This window comes from Litchfieldia sinesaloumensis (genome assembly GCF_900156865.1).
Taxonomy (GTDB): domain Bacteria; phylum Bacillota; class Bacilli; order Bacillales; family Bacillaceae_L; genus Ferdinandcohnia; species Ferdinandcohnia sinesaloumensis.
Map to the genome: position 1 here is coordinate 1150555 of NZ_LT732529.1, position 20337 is coordinate 1170891.

The 20337-nt window shown below is 37.2% G+C and carries 19 protein-coding genes and 1 tRNA gene; 12 read left to right on the forward strand and 8 right to left on the reverse strand.

Annotated features, from left to right (window positions below):
* Positions 1–83: 83 nt before the first annotated feature.
* From htpG to selB, 4 genes are all read right to left on the reverse strand, one after another.
* Positions 84–1964 carry a molecular chaperone HtpG gene (gene htpG, locus CZ490_RS05630; RefSeq protein ID WP_077617980.1) on the reverse strand — a complete coding sequence of 627 codons (1881 nt, stop codon included), beginning with the start codon at positions 1962–1964 and terminating at the stop codon, positions 84–86.
* A gap of 114 nt (positions 1965–2078) precedes the next feature.
* The gene (locus CZ490_RS05635; protein ID WP_077617981.1) at positions 2079–3005 is read right to left on the reverse strand and encodes a CBASS cGAMP-activated phospholipase; all 927 of its coding nucleotides are present in this window, start codon (positions 3003–3005) and stop codon (positions 2079–2081) included.
* Between the two features lie 94 nt (positions 3006–3099).
* Entirely contained in the window at positions 3100–3333 is a 234-nt protein-coding gene (locus tag CZ490_RS22770; protein ID WP_077617982.1) for a SelT/SelW/SelH family (seleno)protein, read from the reverse strand.
* A gap of 13 nt (positions 3334–3346) precedes the next feature.
* Positions 3347–5218 carry a selenocysteine-specific translation elongation factor gene (gene selB, locus CZ490_RS05645; protein ID WP_077617983.1) on the reverse strand — a complete coding sequence of 624 codons (1872 nt, stop codon included), beginning with the start codon at positions 5216–5218 and terminating at the stop codon, positions 3347–3349.
* A 130-nt stretch (positions 5219–5348) separates the two neighbouring features.
* On the opposite strand from selB, the gene CZ490_RS22280 reads away from it, so the two are divergent.
* From CZ490_RS22280 to CZ490_RS22775, 9 genes are all read left to right on the forward strand, one after another.
* Positions 5349–5445: transfer RNA gene (locus tag CZ490_RS22280), tRNA-Sec, on the forward strand.
* Between the two features lie 54 nt (positions 5446–5499).
* Entirely contained in the window at positions 5500–6552 is a 1053-nt protein-coding gene (gene selD, locus CZ490_RS05655) for a selenide, water dikinase SelD (protein ID WP_077617985.1), read from the forward strand.
* A 77-nt stretch (positions 6553–6629) separates the two neighbouring features.
* Positions 6630–7514, forward strand: coding sequence for a phosphate/phosphite/phosphonate ABC transporter substrate-binding protein (phnD, locus tag CZ490_RS05660; RefSeq protein ID WP_407639804.1), 885 nt, complete (start codon positions 6630–6632; stop codon positions 7512–7514).
* An 11-nt stretch (positions 7515–7525) separates the two neighbouring features.
* Positions 7526–8281 (forward strand): phosphonate ABC transporter, permease protein PhnE, encoded by a 756-nt coding sequence (gene phnE / locus CZ490_RS05665; protein ID WP_077617986.1) that lies wholly within the window; start codon positions 7526–7528, stop codon positions 8279–8281.
* Between the two features lie 13 nt (positions 8282–8294).
* Positions 8295–9032, forward strand: a complete 738-nt coding sequence (phnC, locus tag CZ490_RS05670; RefSeq protein ID WP_077617987.1) for a phosphonate ABC transporter ATP-binding protein — start codon at positions 8295–8297, stop codon at positions 9030–9032.
* An 86-nt stretch (positions 9033–9118) separates the two neighbouring features.
* On the forward strand, positions 9119–10219 hold the full coding sequence (locus CZ490_RS05675; protein ID WP_077617988.1) for an AI-2E family transporter: 1101 nt from the start codon (positions 9119–9121) through the stop codon (positions 10217–10219).
* 151 nt (positions 10220–10370) lie between these two features.
* Complete coding sequence (locus CZ490_RS05680) at positions 10371–10802, forward strand: MarR family winged helix-turn-helix transcriptional regulator (RefSeq protein WP_077620950.1); 432 nt, start codon at positions 10371–10373, stop codon at positions 10800–10802.
* Positions 10803–10858: 56 nt separating this feature from the next.
* Positions 10859–11728 (forward strand): permease, encoded by an 870-nt coding sequence (locus CZ490_RS05685; RefSeq protein ID WP_077617989.1) that lies wholly within the window; start codon positions 10859–10861, stop codon positions 11726–11728.
* Positions 11729–11783: 55 nt separating this feature from the next.
* A complete protein-coding gene (locus tag CZ490_RS22775) occupies positions 11784–11918 on the forward strand; it encodes a hypothetical protein (RefSeq protein ID WP_268762020.1) in 135 nt (44 codons plus the stop codon).
* Positions 11919–11963: 45 nt separating this feature from the next.
* Here the strand turns inward: CZ490_RS22775 and CZ490_RS05690 are convergent, their stop codons facing one another.
* Both CZ490_RS05690 and CZ490_RS05695 read right to left on the reverse strand, forming a co-directional pair.
* Entirely contained in the window at positions 11964–12986 is a 1023-nt protein-coding gene (locus CZ490_RS05690; RefSeq protein WP_077617990.1) for an LLM class flavin-dependent oxidoreductase, read from the reverse strand.
* Positions 12987–13000: 14 nt separating this feature from the next.
* Complete coding sequence (locus CZ490_RS05695) at positions 13001–13285, reverse strand: DUF3219 family protein (RefSeq protein ID WP_077617991.1); 285 nt, start codon at positions 13283–13285, stop codon at positions 13001–13003.
* Between the two features lie 198 nt (positions 13286–13483).
* On the opposite strand from CZ490_RS05695, the gene CZ490_RS05700 reads away from it, so the two are divergent.
* Positions 13484–13807, forward strand: coding sequence for a LapA family protein (locus tag CZ490_RS05700; RefSeq protein ID WP_077617992.1), 324 nt, complete (start codon positions 13484–13486; stop codon positions 13805–13807).
* Positions 13808–13839: 32 nt separating this feature from the next.
* Here CZ490_RS05700 and CZ490_RS05705 read toward each other — a convergent pair whose 3' ends face one another.
* Positions 13840–16038, reverse strand: a complete 2199-nt coding sequence (locus CZ490_RS05705) for an ATP-dependent helicase (RefSeq protein ID WP_077617993.1) — start codon at positions 16036–16038, stop codon at positions 13840–13842.
* Positions 16039–16184: 146 nt separating this feature from the next.
* Here CZ490_RS05705 and fumC point away from each other — a divergent pair, with 146 nt between their 5' ends.
* Positions 16185–17573 carry a class II fumarate hydratase gene (fumC, locus tag CZ490_RS05710; RefSeq protein ID WP_077617994.1) on the forward strand — a complete coding sequence of 463 codons (1389 nt, stop codon included), beginning with the start codon at positions 16185–16187 and terminating at the stop codon, positions 17571–17573.
* Between the two features lie 34 nt (positions 17574–17607).
* Here fumC and pepF read toward each other — a convergent pair whose 3' ends face one another.
* The gene (pepF, locus tag CZ490_RS05715; RefSeq protein ID WP_077617995.1) at positions 17608–19398 is read right to left on the reverse strand and encodes an oligoendopeptidase F; all 1791 of its coding nucleotides are present in this window, start codon (positions 19396–19398) and stop codon (positions 17608–17610) included.
* Positions 19399–19534: 136 nt separating this feature from the next.
* Here pepF and CZ490_RS05720 point away from each other — a divergent pair, with 136 nt between their 5' ends.
* On the forward strand, positions 19535–20320 hold the full coding sequence (locus CZ490_RS05720; protein ID WP_077617996.1) for a hypothetical protein: 786 nt from the start codon (positions 19535–19537) through the stop codon (positions 20318–20320).
* Positions 20321–20337: the final 17 nt, after the last annotated feature.

The following is a 20337-nucleotide window of genomic DNA, read 5'->3' on the forward strand; positions in this document are numbered from 1 at the left end:
GAGAGCAACAGCTACGATTTGGCTGTTGCTCTTTTGAGATTTTTCATTATTGGCTATCATCCAAAAATGGAAACACAAAATTATCAAACCATAATTTTACAAATATCATTTGTAAATTCAACAGGATCTTGAATTGGTAATCCTTCAATAAGCAGTGCTTGATTATACAATAGATGAGTGTATAAATCTAATTTTGTTTTATCATTTTCAAATGCATTTTTTAAAGAATGGAAAACTTCATGATTTATGTTAATCTCCAATACTTTATCAGCCTTAATGTTTTGATTATCAGGCATTGCATTTAACACTTTTTCCATTTCAATCGAAATCTCGCCATCTGTTGATAAACAAACGGGATGTGTTTTTAGTCGTTTTGAAATTCTAACATCTTTTACCTTACCATCGAGTGTATTTTTCATATAATCAAAGAGTTCTTTGTTTTCGTTTTGTTCAGCTTCTGTCGACTTCTCATCTTCGTTTGGCTCAAAGCCTAGATCACTACTAGATACGGATTTGAATTCTTTTTCCTTATAACTCATAATCATTTTAATTGCAAACTCATCGATATCCTCAGTGAAATACAGAATTTCATAGCCTTTATCAGCCACAAGTTCAGTTTGAGGCAGTTTGCTGATACGTTCAACAGAATCACCGGTAGCATAATAAATATACTTCTGTTCTTCCGGCATTCTAGCTACATATTCATCTAGTGTAACAAGCGTATCCTCTTTGGAAGAATGGAAAAGTAATAAATCTTGTAAAGTCTCTTTATTGCTTCCAAAATCACTATACACACCAAATTTAAGTTGACGCCCAAAGCTATTATAGAACTTTTCATATGTTTCACGATCATTTTTTAACATGCTTTGAAGTTCGCTTTTGATCTTTTTATTGATGTTTTTCGCAATTAGCTTTAATTGACGGTCCTGTTGAAGAATCTCACGTGAAATATTCAGGGATAAATCTTCTGAATCCACTAAACCTTTTACAAAGCTAAAATAATCCGGTAGCAAATCTGCGCATTTATTCATAATTAAAACGCCGTTTGAATAGAGCTCCAGCCCTTTTTCATATTCCTTTGAGTAATAATCAAATGGGATATTCTCAGGGATATATAGAATTGCATTGTAGCGAATAGTTCCATCAACACTAATGTGAATATGCTTTAACGGCTTGTCAAAACCATAGTGCTTTTCATTATAGAATTTTTCATAGTCTTCATCTGTTAGCTCGCTTTTGTTCTTTCTCCAAATAGGAACCATACTGTTGATCGTCTCTTCTTCTGTAACCTGCTCATATTCGGAATCGCTGCCTTCTTTAAGCTTACTAGTCGTAACGTCCATCTTGATTGGATAGCGAATGAAATCAGAATACTTTTTAATAATAGATTTTAAGCGGTATTCCTCTAAAAACTCATCATATGATTCATCTTCTGTGTTCTCTTTGATTTGTAAAATAATCTCTGTTCCGACAGTGTCCTTATCAACAGTTTCAATGGTATAGCCATCTGCACCCTTTGATTCCCACTTATACGCTTCGTCGCTATCGAGGGCCTTACTAATAACGGTTACTACGTCAGCAACCATGAAGGCGGCATAAAATCCTACACCAAATTGTCCAATAATATCATGGCCATCTTTGATTTCTGTTTCTTTCTTAAAAGCTAATGAACCACTTTTGGCAATTGTTCCAAGGTTAGTCTCGAGCTCTTCCTTTGTCATCCCAATTCCAGTATCTGAAATGGTGAGCGTTCGATTCTCTTTATCAGCTGTGATTTTGATGAAATAGTGTTCTTTATTAAATTCATAACGCTCATCAGTTAATGCCTTGTAATAGATTTTATCAATTGCATCACTTGAGTTCGAGATAAGCTCTCGTAAAAAGACTTCTTTCTGCGAATAAATAGAGTTGATCATCATTTCTAATAACCTTTTAGACTCTGCTTTAAATTGTTTCTTTGCCATAGTAGATCTCCTTTCCGTTATATACGATGATTACAAAAGTAAATAGATTAGCACTCGCGACAACGGAGTGCTAATGCCCAATTTTTTAATACCATATATTTTTTACTCTGTCAATTAACTCGATATTTCTTTATTCAAAAAACTAGCTATTTCGTCTTTATGCTTTTGATAGGTTTGATTTCCAAGTTCGATAAGAAATTCGACATATTCAGGTGCGTCAAATGGAACCTCCTGTCCAAGGTCTTCGTTTATTCGCAAATAGTTCTCCTTAAGCAGATGCTGACAATGGTAAGTTACTGATTCAGATGATAAGTGTAGAGCGAGATCTAGTAGTTTAGGTTTCATTCTCATTGAAGGAAGATGAAATGGTAACCATTTGTTTACGCCCCATTCCTTCTTTGTTTCAATTGAAAAGTCAATCCTTTGCAGACCAGTCCCTATCGACATAATTTGAATAGAAGCTAAGTCCATTTCAAAATGGTTTTGGGCTTCTGTAATACAGACGAGTGATGGGTTATTTGCCCAAAGTCCTCCATCAATCGCTAAGTAGTGATTATTAACATTATTAGGTGGAAAAAAGACGGGTGCCGAACATGAAGACAGAACAGCGTCCCAAAGCTTTATGGAATGGTCGTTCTGTTTTTTTGCTTCCCCATAATTTGTTCGATGGACAAATGGGTTTCCATGTGTTACGTCAACGGTTGGAATTAGTAAGGGTTTTTCTATATCGTGAAGAGTTATGTCACCAAACGCCTCTTGGATGTAATGACGTAAATACCGATCACTGTAGACACTTTTCAAAAAGCCAAATGGTGATTGTTTTTTAAAAATCTTCCCGCCATATTTAATATAACTATCTTGAACATCTTCCATATCAATGTTTACAACTGCAGAAGCCGCTACAATTGAACCTGTGCTTGTCCCTGCTAACATATCAAACAAATTTGAGATAGGTTGCTTATATTCTTTTTCGATGGCTTGTAATATGGCAACAGCAAAGACTCCGCGAATTCCGCCCCCATCAATGCATAGGATTTTCATATTCTTCCCCTTTTAAAAATGTTTTTCTTATTAGTATTCCCTTGGGGGAATGTAGGTATAAGCAGTAAAAAAGATGCCCAAAAAGGACATCTTATTATGCTTGTTCCATCGATGAAATGATTTCTTCCGGTGTTGGGAATCTCCCAAGTTCTTTCTTTGAGAAAATCTTCTCCCCATTTACAGTTACTTCAAACACTCCGCCTGAGGCAGGGATAAGCTCGAAGGTAGTGATAGTTTGTCTGTAATGAGTTAATAGTTGTTCCGCAAGACCTGCGGCTTTAGGTGCATAGTTTCACTGCATGCAAAACTCGATTGATACGTTGTACATTTGTTAAAACCTCCTAATGTTTTATCCACACTCGATTCCCTTCTTCCCGTTTCGTTAATTTTAGATAATCAAGTAACTCTAAGAAAGGAATGAGGTATTTACGAGAAAGTCCTAGTATTTCTTTTGCCTCTGATACGCTAAAACGATTATTTGTTGTCTTTTTTAACTTGTTAATCGCATGATCAAAGGCTTCTTTATGTATCAACGTTTCTTCATTAAGTAAGTATGCTTGATTCGTTTTTAATAAATACGTTTTAAGCTCATTTGATGCTTGGTTCGAAATGGATGCTTCTTTTATATAATCTCCCCATTTTTGGGGTTGTATGCCGTCATTTATAAGTGATGAAACAATGGTCTTCATTTGTCCATCTAGAAGGCTTGGGATAAAGTTGTATAGCGATAAATACTGTTCTTCTTTCTTCATATCGTTATTTTGTAATCGTTCATTGATGCAATATTCAATCAGACCTTTCGGGTGACCAAGTACTTGAAGAAGTTCGGCTTTACTGATACCTATTCGTAATGGAAATTTGTTGTGATAATTCTGTACGGTTTTCAGGATATCCTCATTTACTTCAGAGATAGAGCGTTTTGAACTATAGGTATTCTCTTGAATATGGATATAATCACCCGTTGTTAAAATCTCTAGAACTTCATCCTCCTGAAGTGATGAAAGCTGGGTAAGTTGCAGCTTGGATAATAGCTGATGGGTTTCTAGCAAATCATCAATAATCTCGGATGGTGAACGTTCCATTTGTTTTTTGAGCCTATTAATAGTTTCGACACCGAAACGGTATTTTCCTGCAAGTGGCTGAATAATCCAGCCCCCACCTAGTGTTTCTACAGGTGTAGGCCTTCGTAAAATAAATCTGTCTCCTCGTCGAACGACAATTTCGTCTTCTAACTGAATCTGACAGACTATTTCCTCAGTAGTTTCTTGTACTTCATTCCGATCAAAGAAGACAATTTTACCGAAAGCCTCTGTGGTGCCAACATGTAACTTGACTGGTGAACGCTGTTTAAGCGGCATTGATAGTGGCGAAACAAGTTGAAGCGAAATATCAATGGTGCGAGTAACTTGAAAATTTTTGGAATCAACTAGCACGTCCCCTCTTTTTATTTCCTCTTTTGCAACTCCCGTAATATTTAGAGCAGTTCGCTGTCCTGCCTGCGCTTTTTCAGTGTCTTGATTATGTACCTGAATTTGTCTGACTTTCACCCTTTTACCTAATGGTAAGATTGTCAACTGACTTTCTTTAGAAACCCTACCCTCAAAAATCGTTCCCCTGACAATCGTTCCATGCCCCTGAACGGTAAAGGCCTGGTCAATTGGTAGGCGAAACGAGCCGTTAGTATCTTTTTGTGTTAGGTCCTCTATCTCCTTTTGAATAGCTAGTTTAAGTTCTGGTATACCTATTCCTGTTAGACTGTCTATAAATAGAATAGGTGCCTCCTTAAAGTCTGATTCAGCTAGTAGCTCTTTAATTTCTTCGACTGCAAGTTGTAGTAACTCATCCTCAACTCTTTCAATCTTTGAAACGACTACGAGACATTTTTTGATACCTAAGAAATTCAATATTTGGAGGTGTTCTTTTGTTTGTGGCATAACCCCTTCATCTCCTGCAATGACAAGCATGACAAGGTCAATACCGGCGACACCTGCAATCATTTGCCTAATAAAACGCTCATGTCCAGGCACATCGACAATGGAAGCATGAACCCCATTGTCTAGTAGTAGTGGTGCAAAACCAGGCTCAATCGAGATGTTTCGTTCCTTCTCTTCCTTTAACCGGTCGGTATCAACCCCTGTTAACGCCTTCGTAAGTGTCGTTTTACCATGATCAATATGTCCGGCCATTCCAATCGTATAAAAAACATCAGCCATAGTCTTCCCCCTCTCCTTTTCATTCCGTTATGTATATCTTCTACTTTACTAGGTAGCTTGAGATGAATTCAAGTTTGATGATAATTATTTGCCTATAAAAGAGATTCCTGTATATAATGATAGGTAGTTTGGGGTTGGCTGGGTGACTGGTGTCCCCCTGGGTCTTCAAAACCCTGAGGGAGGCGCGTGTCGTCTCCGGTGGGTTCGATTCCCACACAGTCCCGCCAATTAGTACTAAAGAACATACTGAACTGAAATCTAGTATGGAAGGAATGAAGTCGATGTCTAAAAAGGAAGAAATCATTAAATTGACCTCCCTTTCTACAAAAGCTGGCTGAGGATGCAAAATCGGTCCTGAGGACCTGACGCAGGTTCTGCGTCATTTACCAAAAGCTACGCCAAATCCAAATTTATTAGTTGGTCTTGATACGCCTGATGATGCGGGTGTTTATAAAATTAATGATGAAATTGCGCTTGTACAAACATTGGACTTTTTCACCCCAATCGTTGATGACCCGTATATGTTCGGTCAGATTGCGGCTGCTAATGCTTTGAGTGATGTCTATGCTATGGGCGGAAAACCGATTACGGTAATGAACATCGTCGCCTTCCCTATTAATACATTAGACAAAAGTATTTTAGCCGAAATTCTAGCGGGTGCTGCTGAAAAAGTAAGTGAATCAGGTGCTTCACTAGTTGGTGGTCACTCCATCGATGACAAAGAACCAAAATTCGGGTTATCTGTAACCGGTACGGTTCATCCATCACGAATTAGGGCTAATGCGGGAGCGAAGCCTGGTGATCGTCTCATTCTCACAAAACCTATCGGAGTTGGGATTTTGACAACTGCGATTAAAAGAGATCTTCTAGATCAAGAGGATATCAAGAAAGTAACTGACGTTATGGCAACATTGAATAAAAAAGCAGCTGAGGTAATGGAACATTATCATGTTCATGCCTGTACAGATGTAACGGGGTTCGGTCTCCTTGGGCATGCAATGGAGATGGCTGAAGGTAGTCATGTCGGAATCACGATTCATTATGAAAATGTCCCAGTTCTCCCAAAAACAAAAGAACTGGCTGAACAAAAGGTAGTTCCCGGTGGTACAAAGAAAAATCATGCATGGTTAGCAGATCGAGTGGAGTATAGTTCCAATTTAGATGAATTGGATCAACTCATTCTATGTGATGCGATCACATCTGGTGGACTTCTACTATCAATTCCGGAAAATGAAGTTGAGAAAATGCTACAAGAGCTACATAAAAACAATGTAGACGCTCGTATAATTGGTGAAGTAACTAGTGAAAATCCTGGATTCATTATGGTTATTTAAGGACTCTCGTTTGAGTCCTTTTTAGATTGTTGGGAAATAATAACTTTTATAAAATAAACAAACGAGGTGTTTTTTTGATTACTAGAAATATACGTTCACTCTTATTCGTTCTTATCCTAGTTCTTGCGGGATGTGGTTCGAATACTACTGACGAGAATAATGAGAGTGAAACTTTTACAATTGGAGTCATTCCTGTGCAAACTGTCGGCGAAATGGAGACAGCTATGGATAAACTTCAATCCCTCTTAACAACTGAATTAGAACGTGAAGTTTCTGTCGATGTCTACCCTGATTATAACGGTGTAGTAGAGGCAATGAATTATGACAAGATTGATATGGCATACTTTGGTCCATTAACGTATGTCGTGGCTAATGAAAAAAGTGGCGCAAAAGCCATTATAACGCAATTGATTGATGGTGAACCCTTTTATCATTCGTATATCATTACACATAAAGATAGTCCTTTAGATTCACTAGAAGATCTGGTAGCACATTCAGGTGAAATTGACTTTGCTTTTGGAGATATCAATTCAACATCAGGCTCCCTCATCCCAGCTATTGAATTACAGGATCAGGGTGTTTTTACATCCGAGGATGAACATGAGTTTAAATCTGTTCGGTATACCGGATCTCATGATGCAACTGCATTGGCAGTTCAGAATCAACAAGTAAGTGCTGGTGCCATCGATAGTGCAATCTATAATCAGCTAGTTGAAGCTGGAAAAGTAGACGGTACCCTCTTTAAAACAATCTGGCAATCGGAAAAATTATTCCAATATCCATGGGCAGTACATAAGAATACAGACGATGAAACCATCCAAAAACTAAAAAGTGCTTTCTTAGCGATTGATGATGAAGAAATACTATCGGCATTTGGAGCAAATGGCTTCACAGAAGCAAGTGATAAGGATTACGAAAGCATTAGACAAGCGGCAATCAAACAAGGAATTATCAATGAATAGAGCTGATTTTCATGTGGTTTAAACGAACTACCCTAACAATTGTAGTTCTATTAGGTATTGCGATTTACTTTAGTATGAGATTAACTGAATTTGATTTATCAAAATTCCGTGATTTTCGAAATATGATTGATTTTCTATCCCAATGGTTTCCTATGGATTTTTCAGCATTGCCCCGGATGCTTATAGATAGTGCTGAAACACTTGCGATGGCGTTTTTAGGAAGCTTATTTGGATTAATCATTGCATTACCAATCAGCTTTCTTGCTGCAAAAAACACATCGCCATCTCGCATTATTTTTAATGTAGTTCGTATTATTATGAGCTTTGTTCGGTCAATTCCGGAAATTGTATTCGGATTAATTTTATTAACGGCTCTAGGGTTAGGCCCTTTCCCTGCTGTCTTAGCCATTATGTTTCATAATATTGGGGTACTAGGAAAACTCATTTCTGAACTGATTGAATCAGCTGATTCTGGTCCACATGAAGCAATGAAAGCGGTCGGTTCAAAGAATTGGTTGGCATCCTTGTTTAGCATCCTTCCACAGATATGGCCTAATGTGTTATCCCAATATTTTTATCGTTTTGAGGTTGCCATTCGAACCTCCCTCATTCTTGGTTTTATTGGTGGCGGTGGAATTGGACAGCGTCTATTTAATGATTTTAAAAGCTTTCAATACTCATCTGTTTCATTGGACGTTTTACTGATTATGTTGATAGTCATCATAGTAGACTCGTTTGGAAGCTTTGTTCGGAATAAAGTGATTTAATGGGGGTTGTTTCATGATTCAATTAAAGGATGTTTCGGTCTATTATCCGAATACAGAAATTCCGGCTCTACATTCAATAAATCTCAGCTTTGATGAGGGTGAATTTATTTGTGTACTAGGCAAAAGTGGTGCCGGTAAATCCACTCTTATTAGATGTATGAATGGCCTACAACAACCATCAACAGGCGAAGTGTATTGGGATGGTCAACCATTGGCCCAAAAAAATAATGAACAACAGCGTCTTGTTCGAAGAGAAATCGGAATGATTTTTCAGCATTTTAACCTTATCCCCCGCTTGACGGTTTTACAGAACGCATTAACAGGCATGTTTGGCTATCGGAGTTCCCTGAAAAATCTCCTTGGGATATTTTCTAGAGAGGAAATTGAAACCGCCAAACGTATTTTGGGTGTGGTCGGTCTTACAGAATTAGAGCATCGTCGAGTTGAATATTTAAGTGGTGGTCAAAAGCAACGTGTTGGAATTGCACGTGCTTTATTGCAAAGGCCTCGTGTTTTCTTAGGCGATGAACCTGTTGCAAGCTTAGATCCAGGCACTTCAAATCGCATCATATCATTATTAAAGGAATTACATGAACGTCATAACCTCTTATCTGTGATGAATCTGCATGATGTGGAACTTGCGAAACGATTTGCCTCAAGAATCATTGCATTAAAAGATGGGGTCGTTATCTTTGACGGGAATCCGCAGGAGTTTACAACAGATTTGTTTGAAGAAACGTATAACAAATGAAATAAATCCCTAACAAGGAAGGAATTGTTTTCTTTTTATGGAATTGTTATACTTCTTGTATATTAATAGAAAAGAAGGTACATGCTTTGTCGAAAAAGAAATTACAATATTGGCTCATTCAAATCCTTTTAATTTTAACAATTATCTATGTTTCAACGAAAATTACCTTTTTGTTTCAACCAATCGGCGTATTTTTCTCGACGATCTTCTTTCCGATTTTGATTACTGGATTTCTGTTTTTTCTTTTGAATCCAATCGTCAAATTCCTCCAACGTCGGAAAGTGCCTAAAATCCTAGGCATAATCATCATTTATGTTTTATTTATAGGGTTGATTGTATTAGCGGTTGGTAATTTAGTTCCTATGATCACGAAACAATTTACAGCTCTTGGAAATGCTCTGCCTGGTTATGCGAATCAAGCGATGGATTTCTTCGAGGAGTTCTCCAAATCCTCCGAATTTAAATGGATTCAGGATGAACAACAAGATCTTTTGAATACAATCGAAGAAAAACTAATTGCTTTTGCAAATACACTACCTAATCGTATAACCGGTGGGATTACTCAAATCATTAGTGTTGTAACTAGTATTGCAATTATATTAGTGACTGTCCCCTTCCTATTGTTTTATTTACTAAAGGATGGTCATCGCTTCCCACAAGCAATAGTTCGGTTTTTCCCAAGCGCATACCGAGATGAAGCTCTTACTATTTTAAAAGAAACCGGGGAAACACTTTCGGCTTATATTCAAGGACAGTTTACTGTAGCATTAGCCGTCGGAACCCTTTCTTTTATTGGGTATTTAATCATTGATTTACCGTTTGCGCTTGTTATGGCATTGATTGTAGCGGTCACGAATATTATTCCATACGTTGGACCTATTCTTGGAGGTGCTCCAGCGGTTATTGTTGGTTTATTCGACTCTCCTTTTAAAGCCTTACTAGTCGTAGTCGTAATAGTTATTGCCCAACAGTTAGAGGGTAATGTTCTCTCCCCTCTTATTCTTGGGAAGTCACTTGATACTCATCCAGCAACAATTATTATTCTATTACTTGCAGCGGGTAATCTTGCAGGAGTGTTGGGGATGATATTAGCCATCCCAACCTATGCGGTTGTCAAAACGATTGTTATTAATATCGTAAAGTTTCTTAAAGCAAAGAAAAAGGTCGAACTTACAGCAGATGGTTGATTAGTTAAACCATCACAGAAGGCGCAGATCCTGAATCTGCGCCTTTTTCTTCATCAAAAGAATTTTGTTGTTAAATAGTTGCAAATTGCAAGTATATATAGTATAAATAAACCAAGAGGTGAAAATAGTGGAAAATAATAACGTAAGAAGTATGTTTCAAATTCTTGTTAGACGATTTGGTTTCTTAAATGAACAATGCTGTGAAAACTGTTGTGGTGAAAATATTAGCCTTCTTCAAAGTCATATCTTATACGAAATAAAGAGACAAAATTCTCCTTCTATGCAGGAGGTGGCCGGTGCTCTAGGTATTGATATTACGACATTTAGTAGACAAATAAAAACACTAGTTGATAAAGATATTGTCAAGAAAACACCTCATCCAAACGATAACAGAGTTAATATTCTTTCACTCACTGAAAAAGGTAAAACGATGGAAAACAATATTGATGAAGAAATGAATCATTATTTACAACAGATCCTGTCCCACCTTAGTGAATATGAAAGAGAATCCGTGATTAGGTCCATAAATTTACTAAATGACGCCATGAAAAAATCAGAAAGTTACTGTTGTCCTCCTAAATAGGAGGACATAGTTCGAACTAATACTTGCATATTGCAAATAATAAAGGAGTGTTCATGATGTGGAGGGATGTGTTACTAGATTTTTTATCAATTGCCCTTGAATTGACTTTATTATTTTTTATCATTTCATTTGTTATAAGTATTGTTCAAGGATTAATCCCTTATGAGAAGCTTGAGAAGTATTTATTTAACTCAAATAGAGTGACAGGTGCAACTGTTGCTATATTACTAGCGTTCATAACACCCTTTTGTTCCTGTTCGACTATTCCGATTGTTTTGGGGATGCTTCAGAAAAAAATGAGATTCGGTTTTGTAATGGTATTTTTATTTGCATCGCCAGTTCTTGACCCAACCATCCTTACACTTATGGGTGCGCTTTTAGGCTGGAAGGTTGCGATTCTTTATACAATTCTTACCACTGTCCTATCAATTGTGATTGGATTCACGATTGAAGCACTAGGGTTTGAAAGTGCTGTTAAAAACGTAATAGTCAAAGGCTTGAACGAGGAGAAATCAAATAAATTTAATATGAAAAAAGCATGGGCTGAGACAGTTTCCCTTATGAAGACAGTCTATCCATACCTTATAGTTGGAGCATTAATTGGTTCTTTAATTCACGGGGCTGTGCCAACAGAATTTATTTCAAGCTATTTTGGTGGAAATGAATGGTGGTTAATACCCTTGGCAGCCATTATCGGTATTCCACTCTATGTTCGACTTTCAACGATGATTCCAATTGCTCACATTATGATTGCAAAAGGTATGGCATTAGCCCCCGTTATGGCGATTATGATTAGTTCGACAGGTGCTAGTTTGCCAGAAGTGGCTTTACTAAATTCAATCTTTCATAAACGTTTGGTTATAGCCTTCTTAATTTCAGTTTTCACGATGGCAACATTATCTGGAACACTTTTCTACTTTATTTAGGTATTTACCTTTTTAAGAGGTTTATATAATGATAGAAACTTAGGAGGAGATTTTGATGTTTAGAATGTTCAAATTAGGTAATTCAAAAAAGGATTGTTGCTTGATTACAATTGAAGAGGTTAAAGACGAGAAAAAGCAGAATGAAGAAACAGCTTCACCCCTTCAAAATCATAAATCATGTTGTAGTTAAGTAAAAGAATGCCCCACTTCTGTAGAATGGGGCACTATTTTATTCTTATATTACATCAAGGACATTCCCATTTAACCCTACTTCTCTAGCGATTAATTCATAGGATTTGATTCGGTCCTCAGGTGAGTGTGTGATTGTGACAATCATAATCTCATCAGCTTGGTATGCCTTTTCCAGTTCGAATAGTTGAGCCTTTACTTCCTTTGGACATCCAATCAAAACCTTTTGTTTCATTTTTTTAAAGTCCTCTTGGAGATTTTCTTTTTGTACGTATTCTTTTGCATCTGAAATCGAGGGAACACCTATCTTCCCCTCCCTCTTCTCTCTTTGCTTACCCCATACATAAGAACTTAAGGCAATCTCTTCTGCTTGCTCCTTGGAGTCAGCACAAATAGCAGAAACCGTTAAAATCACTTGAGGCTTGTCCTCTTTATTACGTGAGGTATACTTTTTTCTATATTCCTTAACGATTTCTTCCCCATCATTGTCGCTCATAAATAGACCAAATGTGTAGGCTAAACCTTTTTCCGCAGCAAGAATCGCACTCTTCTTACTCGTTCCCAGTAACCATGGGATTGGAGGTGTTTCGGGAATTGGTGCTGCCTTGACTTTGAAAAATTCATGATTATCTGGAAAATCATTATAAATAAAGTGAAGCAATGTATCAATGGATTCAGGCATTTTCCAAACCTGTTGTAAGAAGTTATCGGATAATGCATTGGTAGCTTCGGCAGATCCTCCAGGTGCTCTACCGATTCCTATGTCAATCCGATTTGGAAATAAGGTTGCAAGCATGTTATAGACTTCTGCGACCTTATACGGTTTATAATGTGGCAATAATACGGCCCCCGCACCGATACGGATCGAGTTGGTTTGTGCCCCAATATAACCAAGCATGACTTCAGGTGCCGGACAGGCCAATCCCGCTAAATCATGATGTTCTGCAATCCAATATCTTGTGTAGCCTAACCGCTCTCCTGCTTGAGCGAGTTTCATTGACTCTATTAATGCTTCTTGTGGGGTTTGGTGATCAGAAATAGGCGCTTGATCTAAAATACTTAATCGCATCCGCTATACTCCTTTTAATCTTTAATTTCACGAAGTGTAAGTGTAAAATCCCCAACCTGGTCTTTTTTATAAAGATTCGTAATTGAGGTTGAGTATTCCTTGATCATTACTTTACATTCAATGTTCCGCTCAGGAACCACTAAACTAAATTTGCCTTTATATAATTGAGTCGTAACATCATGATATTCTTCACTTGTTACTTTAAAACGGACAGTAATGACTAATAAGTCGTCTACTTGCTTTTCTTGGTATTCTGTAACCTTCAGCGAATAATTGTCTAAGATTATTTCATGTACCATATTTAACATTCCTCTTTTCGTATTATGTATGATCATCCTAATCGTTGTCAGTTTATTAATTATATAACAGTTATGTAGAGGATTTCGAACGATTGATTTGCAGCAGGAACTTGTCATGCTAAAATGGGTAAGATAATAGAAGTATTTTTTTCGCTTTTTAATGATTGAGAAATTCAGTAACGCAAGGAGTTGTCTATTTTGAGGTTCCAGTGGAATTTAATTTTAGGACTTTTGTTTGCCCTAATTGTAGCTATTTTCGCCGTAGTCAATGTAGATTCTGTAAGAGTTAATTATGTATTTGGTAATTCGGATATCCCGTTAATTTTGATTATTTTAGGCTCTGCCCTACTTGGTGGATTAATTGTGGGGATGTTCGGGATTCTCCGTCAATACAAGCAACAAAGACAAATTAAAAGGTTGGAAAAAGAGATCGCTACTCTTAAAAACGAAAAGGCAGAACCATTTGAAAGTGAAACCAAAACGGATGTAGAAAAAACTGAAACAGTAGAAAGTGAAAAATAAGGAAAGGTCTTTTTCCCTTTCCTTATTTATAATTATGTTACCACTACCCCATCTACCGGTTCTAATAACCCCATTTCCAAACATGTCTCAAGTAGCAAAGCCTTTTTTTCTTTTTGAAATTGAATTTCGATTTTATCTTCAGTGACTGAAACAATGGACCCATGACCAAAAACACGATGCTTTACAAGTTGTCCTATTTGAATCTCTTTTTCATGCTTAATGGCATTAGGATTATATGGAACTGCTGGCTTTCTTGCTAATTGCTTCTTCTCTGGATCGGCAGTCTGAATTCGAATCGGTGGCGAGATAAGATTTTTTACATTGGTCATAAACCGGGACTGGACAAGATCTTTTCCATTTTGTTTTTTATATGATAAAAGTTCTAACTCTTGTTCAGCTCGAGTCATTCCAACATAGAATAACCGAACTGCCTCTTCCATCAAGTCACGATTGCCCTCTTTGTATTTTTGAATCTCATCGTGCGTGGGAATAACTCCTTCAATCAAATCAATCATATATACTTTTCTAAACTCAAGTCCCTTTGAACTATGAAAAGTGGTTAGTGTGATTGCATCTTGATTCTTATTGTGTCTTGAGTTTTTTAGCAATTGTTCAAGATGCTTTAGTCGGTTTGCGAATTGTTCCATCGAATCAAGTGTATCTGCGATTTCCTCAAGTGTTTGAAGTACACCGAAAAGGTAATCCGTTTTAAATCCTAATCTCTTGCTCATTTCCTTAATGGTTTTGTCATAGCCTAGTTGATCTCTGATTAACTGAATAACCTTAAGTGGCTTAGCTCCCTTCATCTGTTGAAAGGTTTCCTGACAATGTTTAATTTGCTTAATTTGATAGTCCTTTAAATTCTTATTTTGAAGAAGTCTATCAAAAATAGACTGTGTTGGCTGCTTTTTTGCCACATCGAACAATTGTTCTTTTGATAGATAAAAGCCACATTTCGTATAAACTTGTTCAAATATATCAAAACGTTTGTCCGTAAAGGTCATTCTCATAAAGTTCAACACATCTTTAACAACCCAATGTGAGAAAAAGCGGTTATCAGAATCCTTGATATAAAATGGGATTTGATTCCGGTCAAGTTCATTAATTAACAAAATAGAAGAAGAGTTATTTCGATATAAAATAGCAACATCTTTTTTCTTTTCTACCCTATTAATCTCTTGGACAAGGTATTTTGCTTGAAAACGAAAATCTTCAAATTGTTTAGTTTGTATAGGTTTGTGATTAGGGTTTTCAGTGAACATATTTTTAGCATAACGGTCTTTGTTCCGCTTAATGAATCGATTCGCGATGTCGACAATATCATTTGACGACCGGTAATTCTGTTCCATCTTAAGAATGACTGCGTCCGAATAAACTTGTTTAAAATCTAACAAATACTTTGGCTCTGCCCCTCGCCAGGAGTAAATGGATTGATCATCATCCGCGACAACATAAAGATTTTGATTAGGCTTAACAAGTTTTTCAATGATCATATGCTGCACGAGTGATGTATCTTGGCTTTCATCGGTAAGGACAAAATCATAGCGGTTTTGATACTTACGGAGAATACTCTCATCTTGACTAAATACATCATTTGCAATCGTAAGCATATCATCATAATCAAGTAACAGAATGTTAGGATTGGCATTTTTTATATTCTCATATTCTTCTACAATCGACTCGATATGTGGGATATCACTTTCAATTTTCTTCCACTCATTACGAGGAAGTAGTTTGTTTTTGATGTAACTAATATAGGTTGATACCTCTTCAAGTTGCTCTTCTGTAATATTCTCACCATTTAATGATTTGAAAATTTTTCGTAATAGCAACTTTTTATTGGGGCCCCCATCTTGATTTCCTTCAATTAATTGGTAGGTGGCACCTTGCTTATTATAATAATCTCGTACAATTTGGAATGCCAAACTGTGAATAGTTGAAAAATCAACGCAATCTATTGGATAAGCCGGAAAGAATCGGACAAATCTTTCTTTCATATCAGCAGCTGAAGCACGACTAAATGTAACGGCCTTAATGCGTGAAGGGTCAACCCCTTCTTCTTCTATTAAATAACCAATTCTCATAATTGTAGTTGTAGTCTTTCCCGAACCGGGTGAAGCTAATAAGAGTAGAGGTCCTTTTGTGTGGAGAACGGCTTTTTTCTGGACGCTATTTAATTGCACACCAAGCTGTTCTTTCTTACGAGTAAAGAAGCTATTCCCTTTATCCATGTTAGCCCACCTCCTTTTTCGTTCAAATATCCATTATAAATTCTTTTTTTTTGAATAACAAGGAAGATAATCTTCCAACTTAATCTAACATAAATCAAGGTAATTACTGGTAGGTTATATAGAGAAGAAAAGTTGAGGTGATCATTTTGGACTTTCGAATTGAGAAAGATACGATGGGTGAGGTTAAAGTTCCAGCAGATGCGTACTGGGGGGCACAAACACAACGAAGTAAGGAAAATTTCGCAATTGGTACGGAAAAGATGCCTCTGGAAGTGATTGAGGCTTTTGCCATTTTAAAAAGAAGCGCTGCTATCACAAACAAAAAACTAGGTAAACTGAATGCAATTAAAGCTAAAGCAATAATCCATGCATGTGATGGAATAGGATCAGGAAGATTGTATGATCATTTTCCCCTTGTCGTGTGGCAAACGGGCAGCGGTACACAAACCAACATGAATGTAAATGAAGTCATCGCAACCATCGCTAACCAATTCTTACAAGATAATGAGAGTGCAGAATCAATACATCCGAATGACGATGTCAATATGAGTCAAAGCTCAAATGATACATTTCCAACTGCGATGCATCTTGCTGCTGTAAAAGCTGTAAACGAACGACTTCTTCCTGCAATTCAGCGTTTGCAGACTACTCTAGAGAAAAAGGAAGATGAATTTGCCAACATCGTGAAAATTGGAAGAACGCATCTACAGGATGCCACACCACTAACACTCGGTCAGGAAATCAGTGGCTGGGTTCATATGTTAAGGCGCTCTAGAGAGATGATTAAGGAGTCAATTGAAAAAATGCTTTCTCTTGCGATTGGTGGCACGGCAGTTGGTACAGGCATAAATGCTCATCCGAAATTTGGGGAGAGTGTATCAAAGGAAATCTCAGCGTATATGCATTATCCCTTCTATTCATCCGAAAATAAATTTCATGCATTAACGAGTCATGATGAAATCGTTTTTGCCCACGGGGCGATAAAAGGACTGGCTGCTGATTTAATGAAGATGGCCAATGACGTAAGATGGCTAGCGAGTGGACCACGTTGTGGCATTGGAGAGATTAAGATACCGGAAAATGAACCAGGAAGCTCCATTATGCCAGGGAAAGTAAACCCAACCCAAAGTGAGGCACTTACGATGGTCGCGGTACAGGTGATGGGAAATGATGCGACAATCGGCTTTGCTGCGAGCCAAGGAAATTTTGAGCTTAATGTGTTCAAGCCAGTTATCATTTATAATTTTCTACAGTCTGTTCGACTTCTAACTGATTCAATAGACTCTTTCAACAAACACTGTGCGGTAGGAATCCAGGCAAACGAAGCGGTAATTTCCAAGTACCTACAAGAGTCCTTAATGCTGGTAACGGCATTGAACCCGTATATTGGCTATGAGAAAGCGGCTACTATCGCAAAGCATGCTCATAAAAATAATCTGTCATTAAAAGAGGCTGCTCTTCTACTAGGTATATTAACTGAAGCTGAATTTGAACGATATGTAAAGCCTGAGGACATGGTACATCCTAAGGAATAGAAAAAAGCCTTCCATTACAGGAAGGCTTTTGTCATTAGAGTTTAGAAAACTCCTCTACCAATTCATTAAATTTCTTCATTGAGTTTTCAATGGGGTATGGTGTTGTAAGGTCTACCCCTGTCTTTTTCAACAGTTCAAGCGGGTAGTCTGCACTACCACTTTTTAAGAATTCAAGATAGGACTCAAGTGTTGATTCGTCCCCGTCTAAAATCTTGGTTGCGATATGAATCGCTGATGCGAATCCAGTGGCATACTTATAAACGTAGAATGGGCGGTAGAAATGTGGAATCCGTGCCCAACCATATTTTACTTCATCATCAAATACGAGTTCCTCACCATGATATTCTCTAAACAACCCTTCATACACTTCACTAAAGGATTCGACATTTAACGGCTGACCTTGTTCAGCCATTTCATGTGTTTTCTTCTCAAATTCAGCAAACATCACTTGTGTAAAGAAAGTGCCCTTAAATTTATCAATGAAATGATTAATTAAAAACTTCTTCACATTTTCATTTTCTTCATTATTCAATAAATAATTAATAAGAAGTACTTCATTTACCGTAGATGCAACTTCAGCAACAAAAATGCTGTAACGAGCAGTGATTTGTGGCTGATGTTCGGAACTCAATTTACTGTGAACACCATGACCACATTCATGAACTAAAGTAAAGAGACTATCTAGGTCATCCTGATGATTTAATAGTATGTATGGATGAACACCATATACACCTAAATTATAAGCACCGGAACGTTTTCCTGGCGTCTCCCTTACATCAAAATAGCGTGCTTTCCGAAATTCCTTTAGTGTCTCAATATAGTCATTACCTAATGGAGCAAGCGCTTTACACATGATTTCGAACGCTTCATCATACGAAATATCTTTCTTCGCTCCACTTACTAGCGGAACACTCAAATCATATTGGCGCAACTCATCAAGACCTAATTTCTCTTTTCGAATACTTGTGTATTTGTGCATCGCACTAATATTCTTCTTAGTTGTCTCAATTAAATTTTCATAGACGTCTTTTGGAACATTGTCCCCAAATAATGCTTTTTCAAGTGCAGATGGATAATGACGTAATTTCGAAATGGTAACATTATTCTTAATTGCTGCCGACAAAGTAGATGCGATTGAATTCTTTAAGTGAACATAAGGTTCGTAATAGGCCTTATAAGCTTCCCTACGCTTTTCACGATCCTCATCTTCAATCAGTTTCGCATACATCCCTCTTGTTAATTCTACCTTTTCACCATTTTCCTTCGTAACTTTTCCAAAACGAATATCTGCGTTATTGATCATCCCATATGTCGTACTCGGTGCAGAAAGGGCTTCACCAAGTCGAGATAGTATTTCTTCTTGGTCCTTATTTAGAACATGTGGTTTATATCGAAAAGATTCCAATAGGTCCTTTTCAAAGTATTGAAGTCCTTTCTCTTCGGCAATATACCCTTTTAATGTAGCTTCATCTAAACTTAATAAAAAAGGCATGAAAAAAGAATTAGCAGAGCTTACCTTAACACTTAACTGTTTGGCTCGATCCATGTAAGATTGTGAGTTCGTTACTCGTGTATCTTCATCGACCTTTAACATGGCATAAGCAAAGAGTTTGTTAAAATGAAACGAAAGCTTTTCACTCAATGTTAAATATTCACATAACGAATGACCGTCATGAATATTTCCATCAAATCTAGCGAGCTCCTCCCCCATTTTGTCAATGAGCTTATAATCTTCCTCCCATTTCGTGAGATCTGAATAGAGATCATCCAAGTTCCATTTTTCTTGCTCAGGCACTTCATTTCGAGACTTATACGTAGTGGTCATAAGTGATTCTCCTTTGTTCTTAAATTAAAAGCCTTTTATTATGTAAGAAATAAATATATGATATGGAATATAGAACTATTTCATTTCATTGTATATGAATTACATAAATTTGTAAAAAACGAAAGGATGTTCATACATGGTGAACAAATTGCCTCATGTAGAGGACTCAGTCGGGACAATGTATCTACCTCCAAAAGGAGAGTATGAACGATTTGTTGATGACGCTCATTATGAAGAGAAGATACGAGAATGGGGTCTTTCTGTTAAAAAGGAATACTGGTACAAAGAAAGAACTCATCAACGAGCTGTGACGATAAAAGGATTTGAGGTCTACGGCAAAACGCAAGAACACAATACAATTGTACTCGAATTTCAAGATGGCAGTCTTACTTGTATTCACCCTGCCTATTTAAAAGAAATGCAATCGCCAAACTTCACAAAATCAGCTATATCAGATACATCGGTCACACCAGCAAAGAAAAAGGAAAAACCGAGTGAGGTTCCAGTACAAAAAACGGAGCCAACTGAATCAAAACCAGCTGTGAAGGCGGAACAACCTGAGAAAAAGACGAAGAATACAAGAGCACCAAAAATAGAGTTACCAACCGATAAGGTCCATTTTACAGCAACAGTTAAACAAATGGCGTTAACATGGAACCATTTTAACGAGGATAACGATGAAGTTGTTGTACTTGAGAATGTGGTTATTCAACAAGAAGAACCTGTTGAAATCGGACTGGCTTGGTGCTCCCATTCAAAGACACTCAAAAAACTAGAGCTTGAACCTGGGAATTCCCTCGAGTTTGACGCAAAGATTGTAAAAAAGAAACTCGCAAAAGGCAAAGATGTTGACGAGGAATTCCTTATTGAGGAACCCGTTCACTTTAAAATCAATAACCCATCAAAGCTACAGAAGAGCTAAAAGAGCAGATTTGTTCT

Bases quoted from the DNA above. Each gene is read 5' to 3' on its own strand.
- htpG (WP_077617980.1), bottom strand. From the start codon at position 1,964: ATGGCAAAGAAACAATTTAAAGCAGAGTCTAAAAGGTTATTAGAAATG.
- CZ490_RS05635 (WP_077617981.1), bottom strand. From the start codon at position 3,005: ATGAAAATCCTATGCATTGATGGGGGCGGAATTCGCGGAGTCTTTGCT.
- selB (WP_077617983.1), bottom strand. From the start codon at position 5,218: ATGGCTGATGTTTTTTATACGATTGGAATGGCCGGACATATTGATCAT.
- phnE (WP_077617986.1), top strand. From the start codon at position 7,526: ATGTGGTTTAAACGAACTACCCTAACAATTGTAGTTCTATTAGGTATT.
- phnC (WP_077617987.1), top strand. From the start codon at position 8,295: ATGATTCAATTAAAGGATGTTTCGGTCTATTATCCGAATACAGAAATT.
- CZ490_RS05680 (WP_077620950.1), top strand. From the start codon at position 10,371: ATGTTTCAAATTCTTGTTAGACGATTTGGTTTCTTAAATGAACAATGC.
- CZ490_RS05685 (WP_077617989.1), top strand. From the start codon at position 10,859: ATGTGGAGGGATGTGTTACTAGATTTTTTATCAATTGCCCTTGAATTG.
- CZ490_RS22775 (WP_268762020.1), top strand. From the start codon at position 11,784: ATGTTTAGAATGTTCAAATTAGGTAATTCAAAAAAGGATTGTTGCTTG.
- CZ490_RS05690 (WP_077617990.1), bottom strand. From the start codon at position 12,986: ATGCGATTAAGTATTTTAGATCAAGCGCCTATTTCTGATCACCAAACC.
- CZ490_RS05695 (WP_077617991.1), bottom strand. From the start codon at position 13,285: ATGGTACATGAAATAATCTTAGACAATTATTCGCTGAAGGTTACAGAA.
- CZ490_RS05705 (WP_077617993.1), bottom strand. From the start codon at position 16,038: ATGGATAAAGGGAATAGCTTCTTTACTCGTAAGAAAGAACAGCTTGGT.
- pepF (WP_077617995.1), bottom strand. From the start codon at position 19,398: ATGACCACTACGTATAAGTCTCGAAATGAAGTGCCTGAGCAAGAAAAA.
- CZ490_RS05720 (WP_077617996.1), top strand. From the start codon at position 19,535: ATGGTGAACAAATTGCCTCATGTAGAGGACTCAGTCGGGACAATGTAT.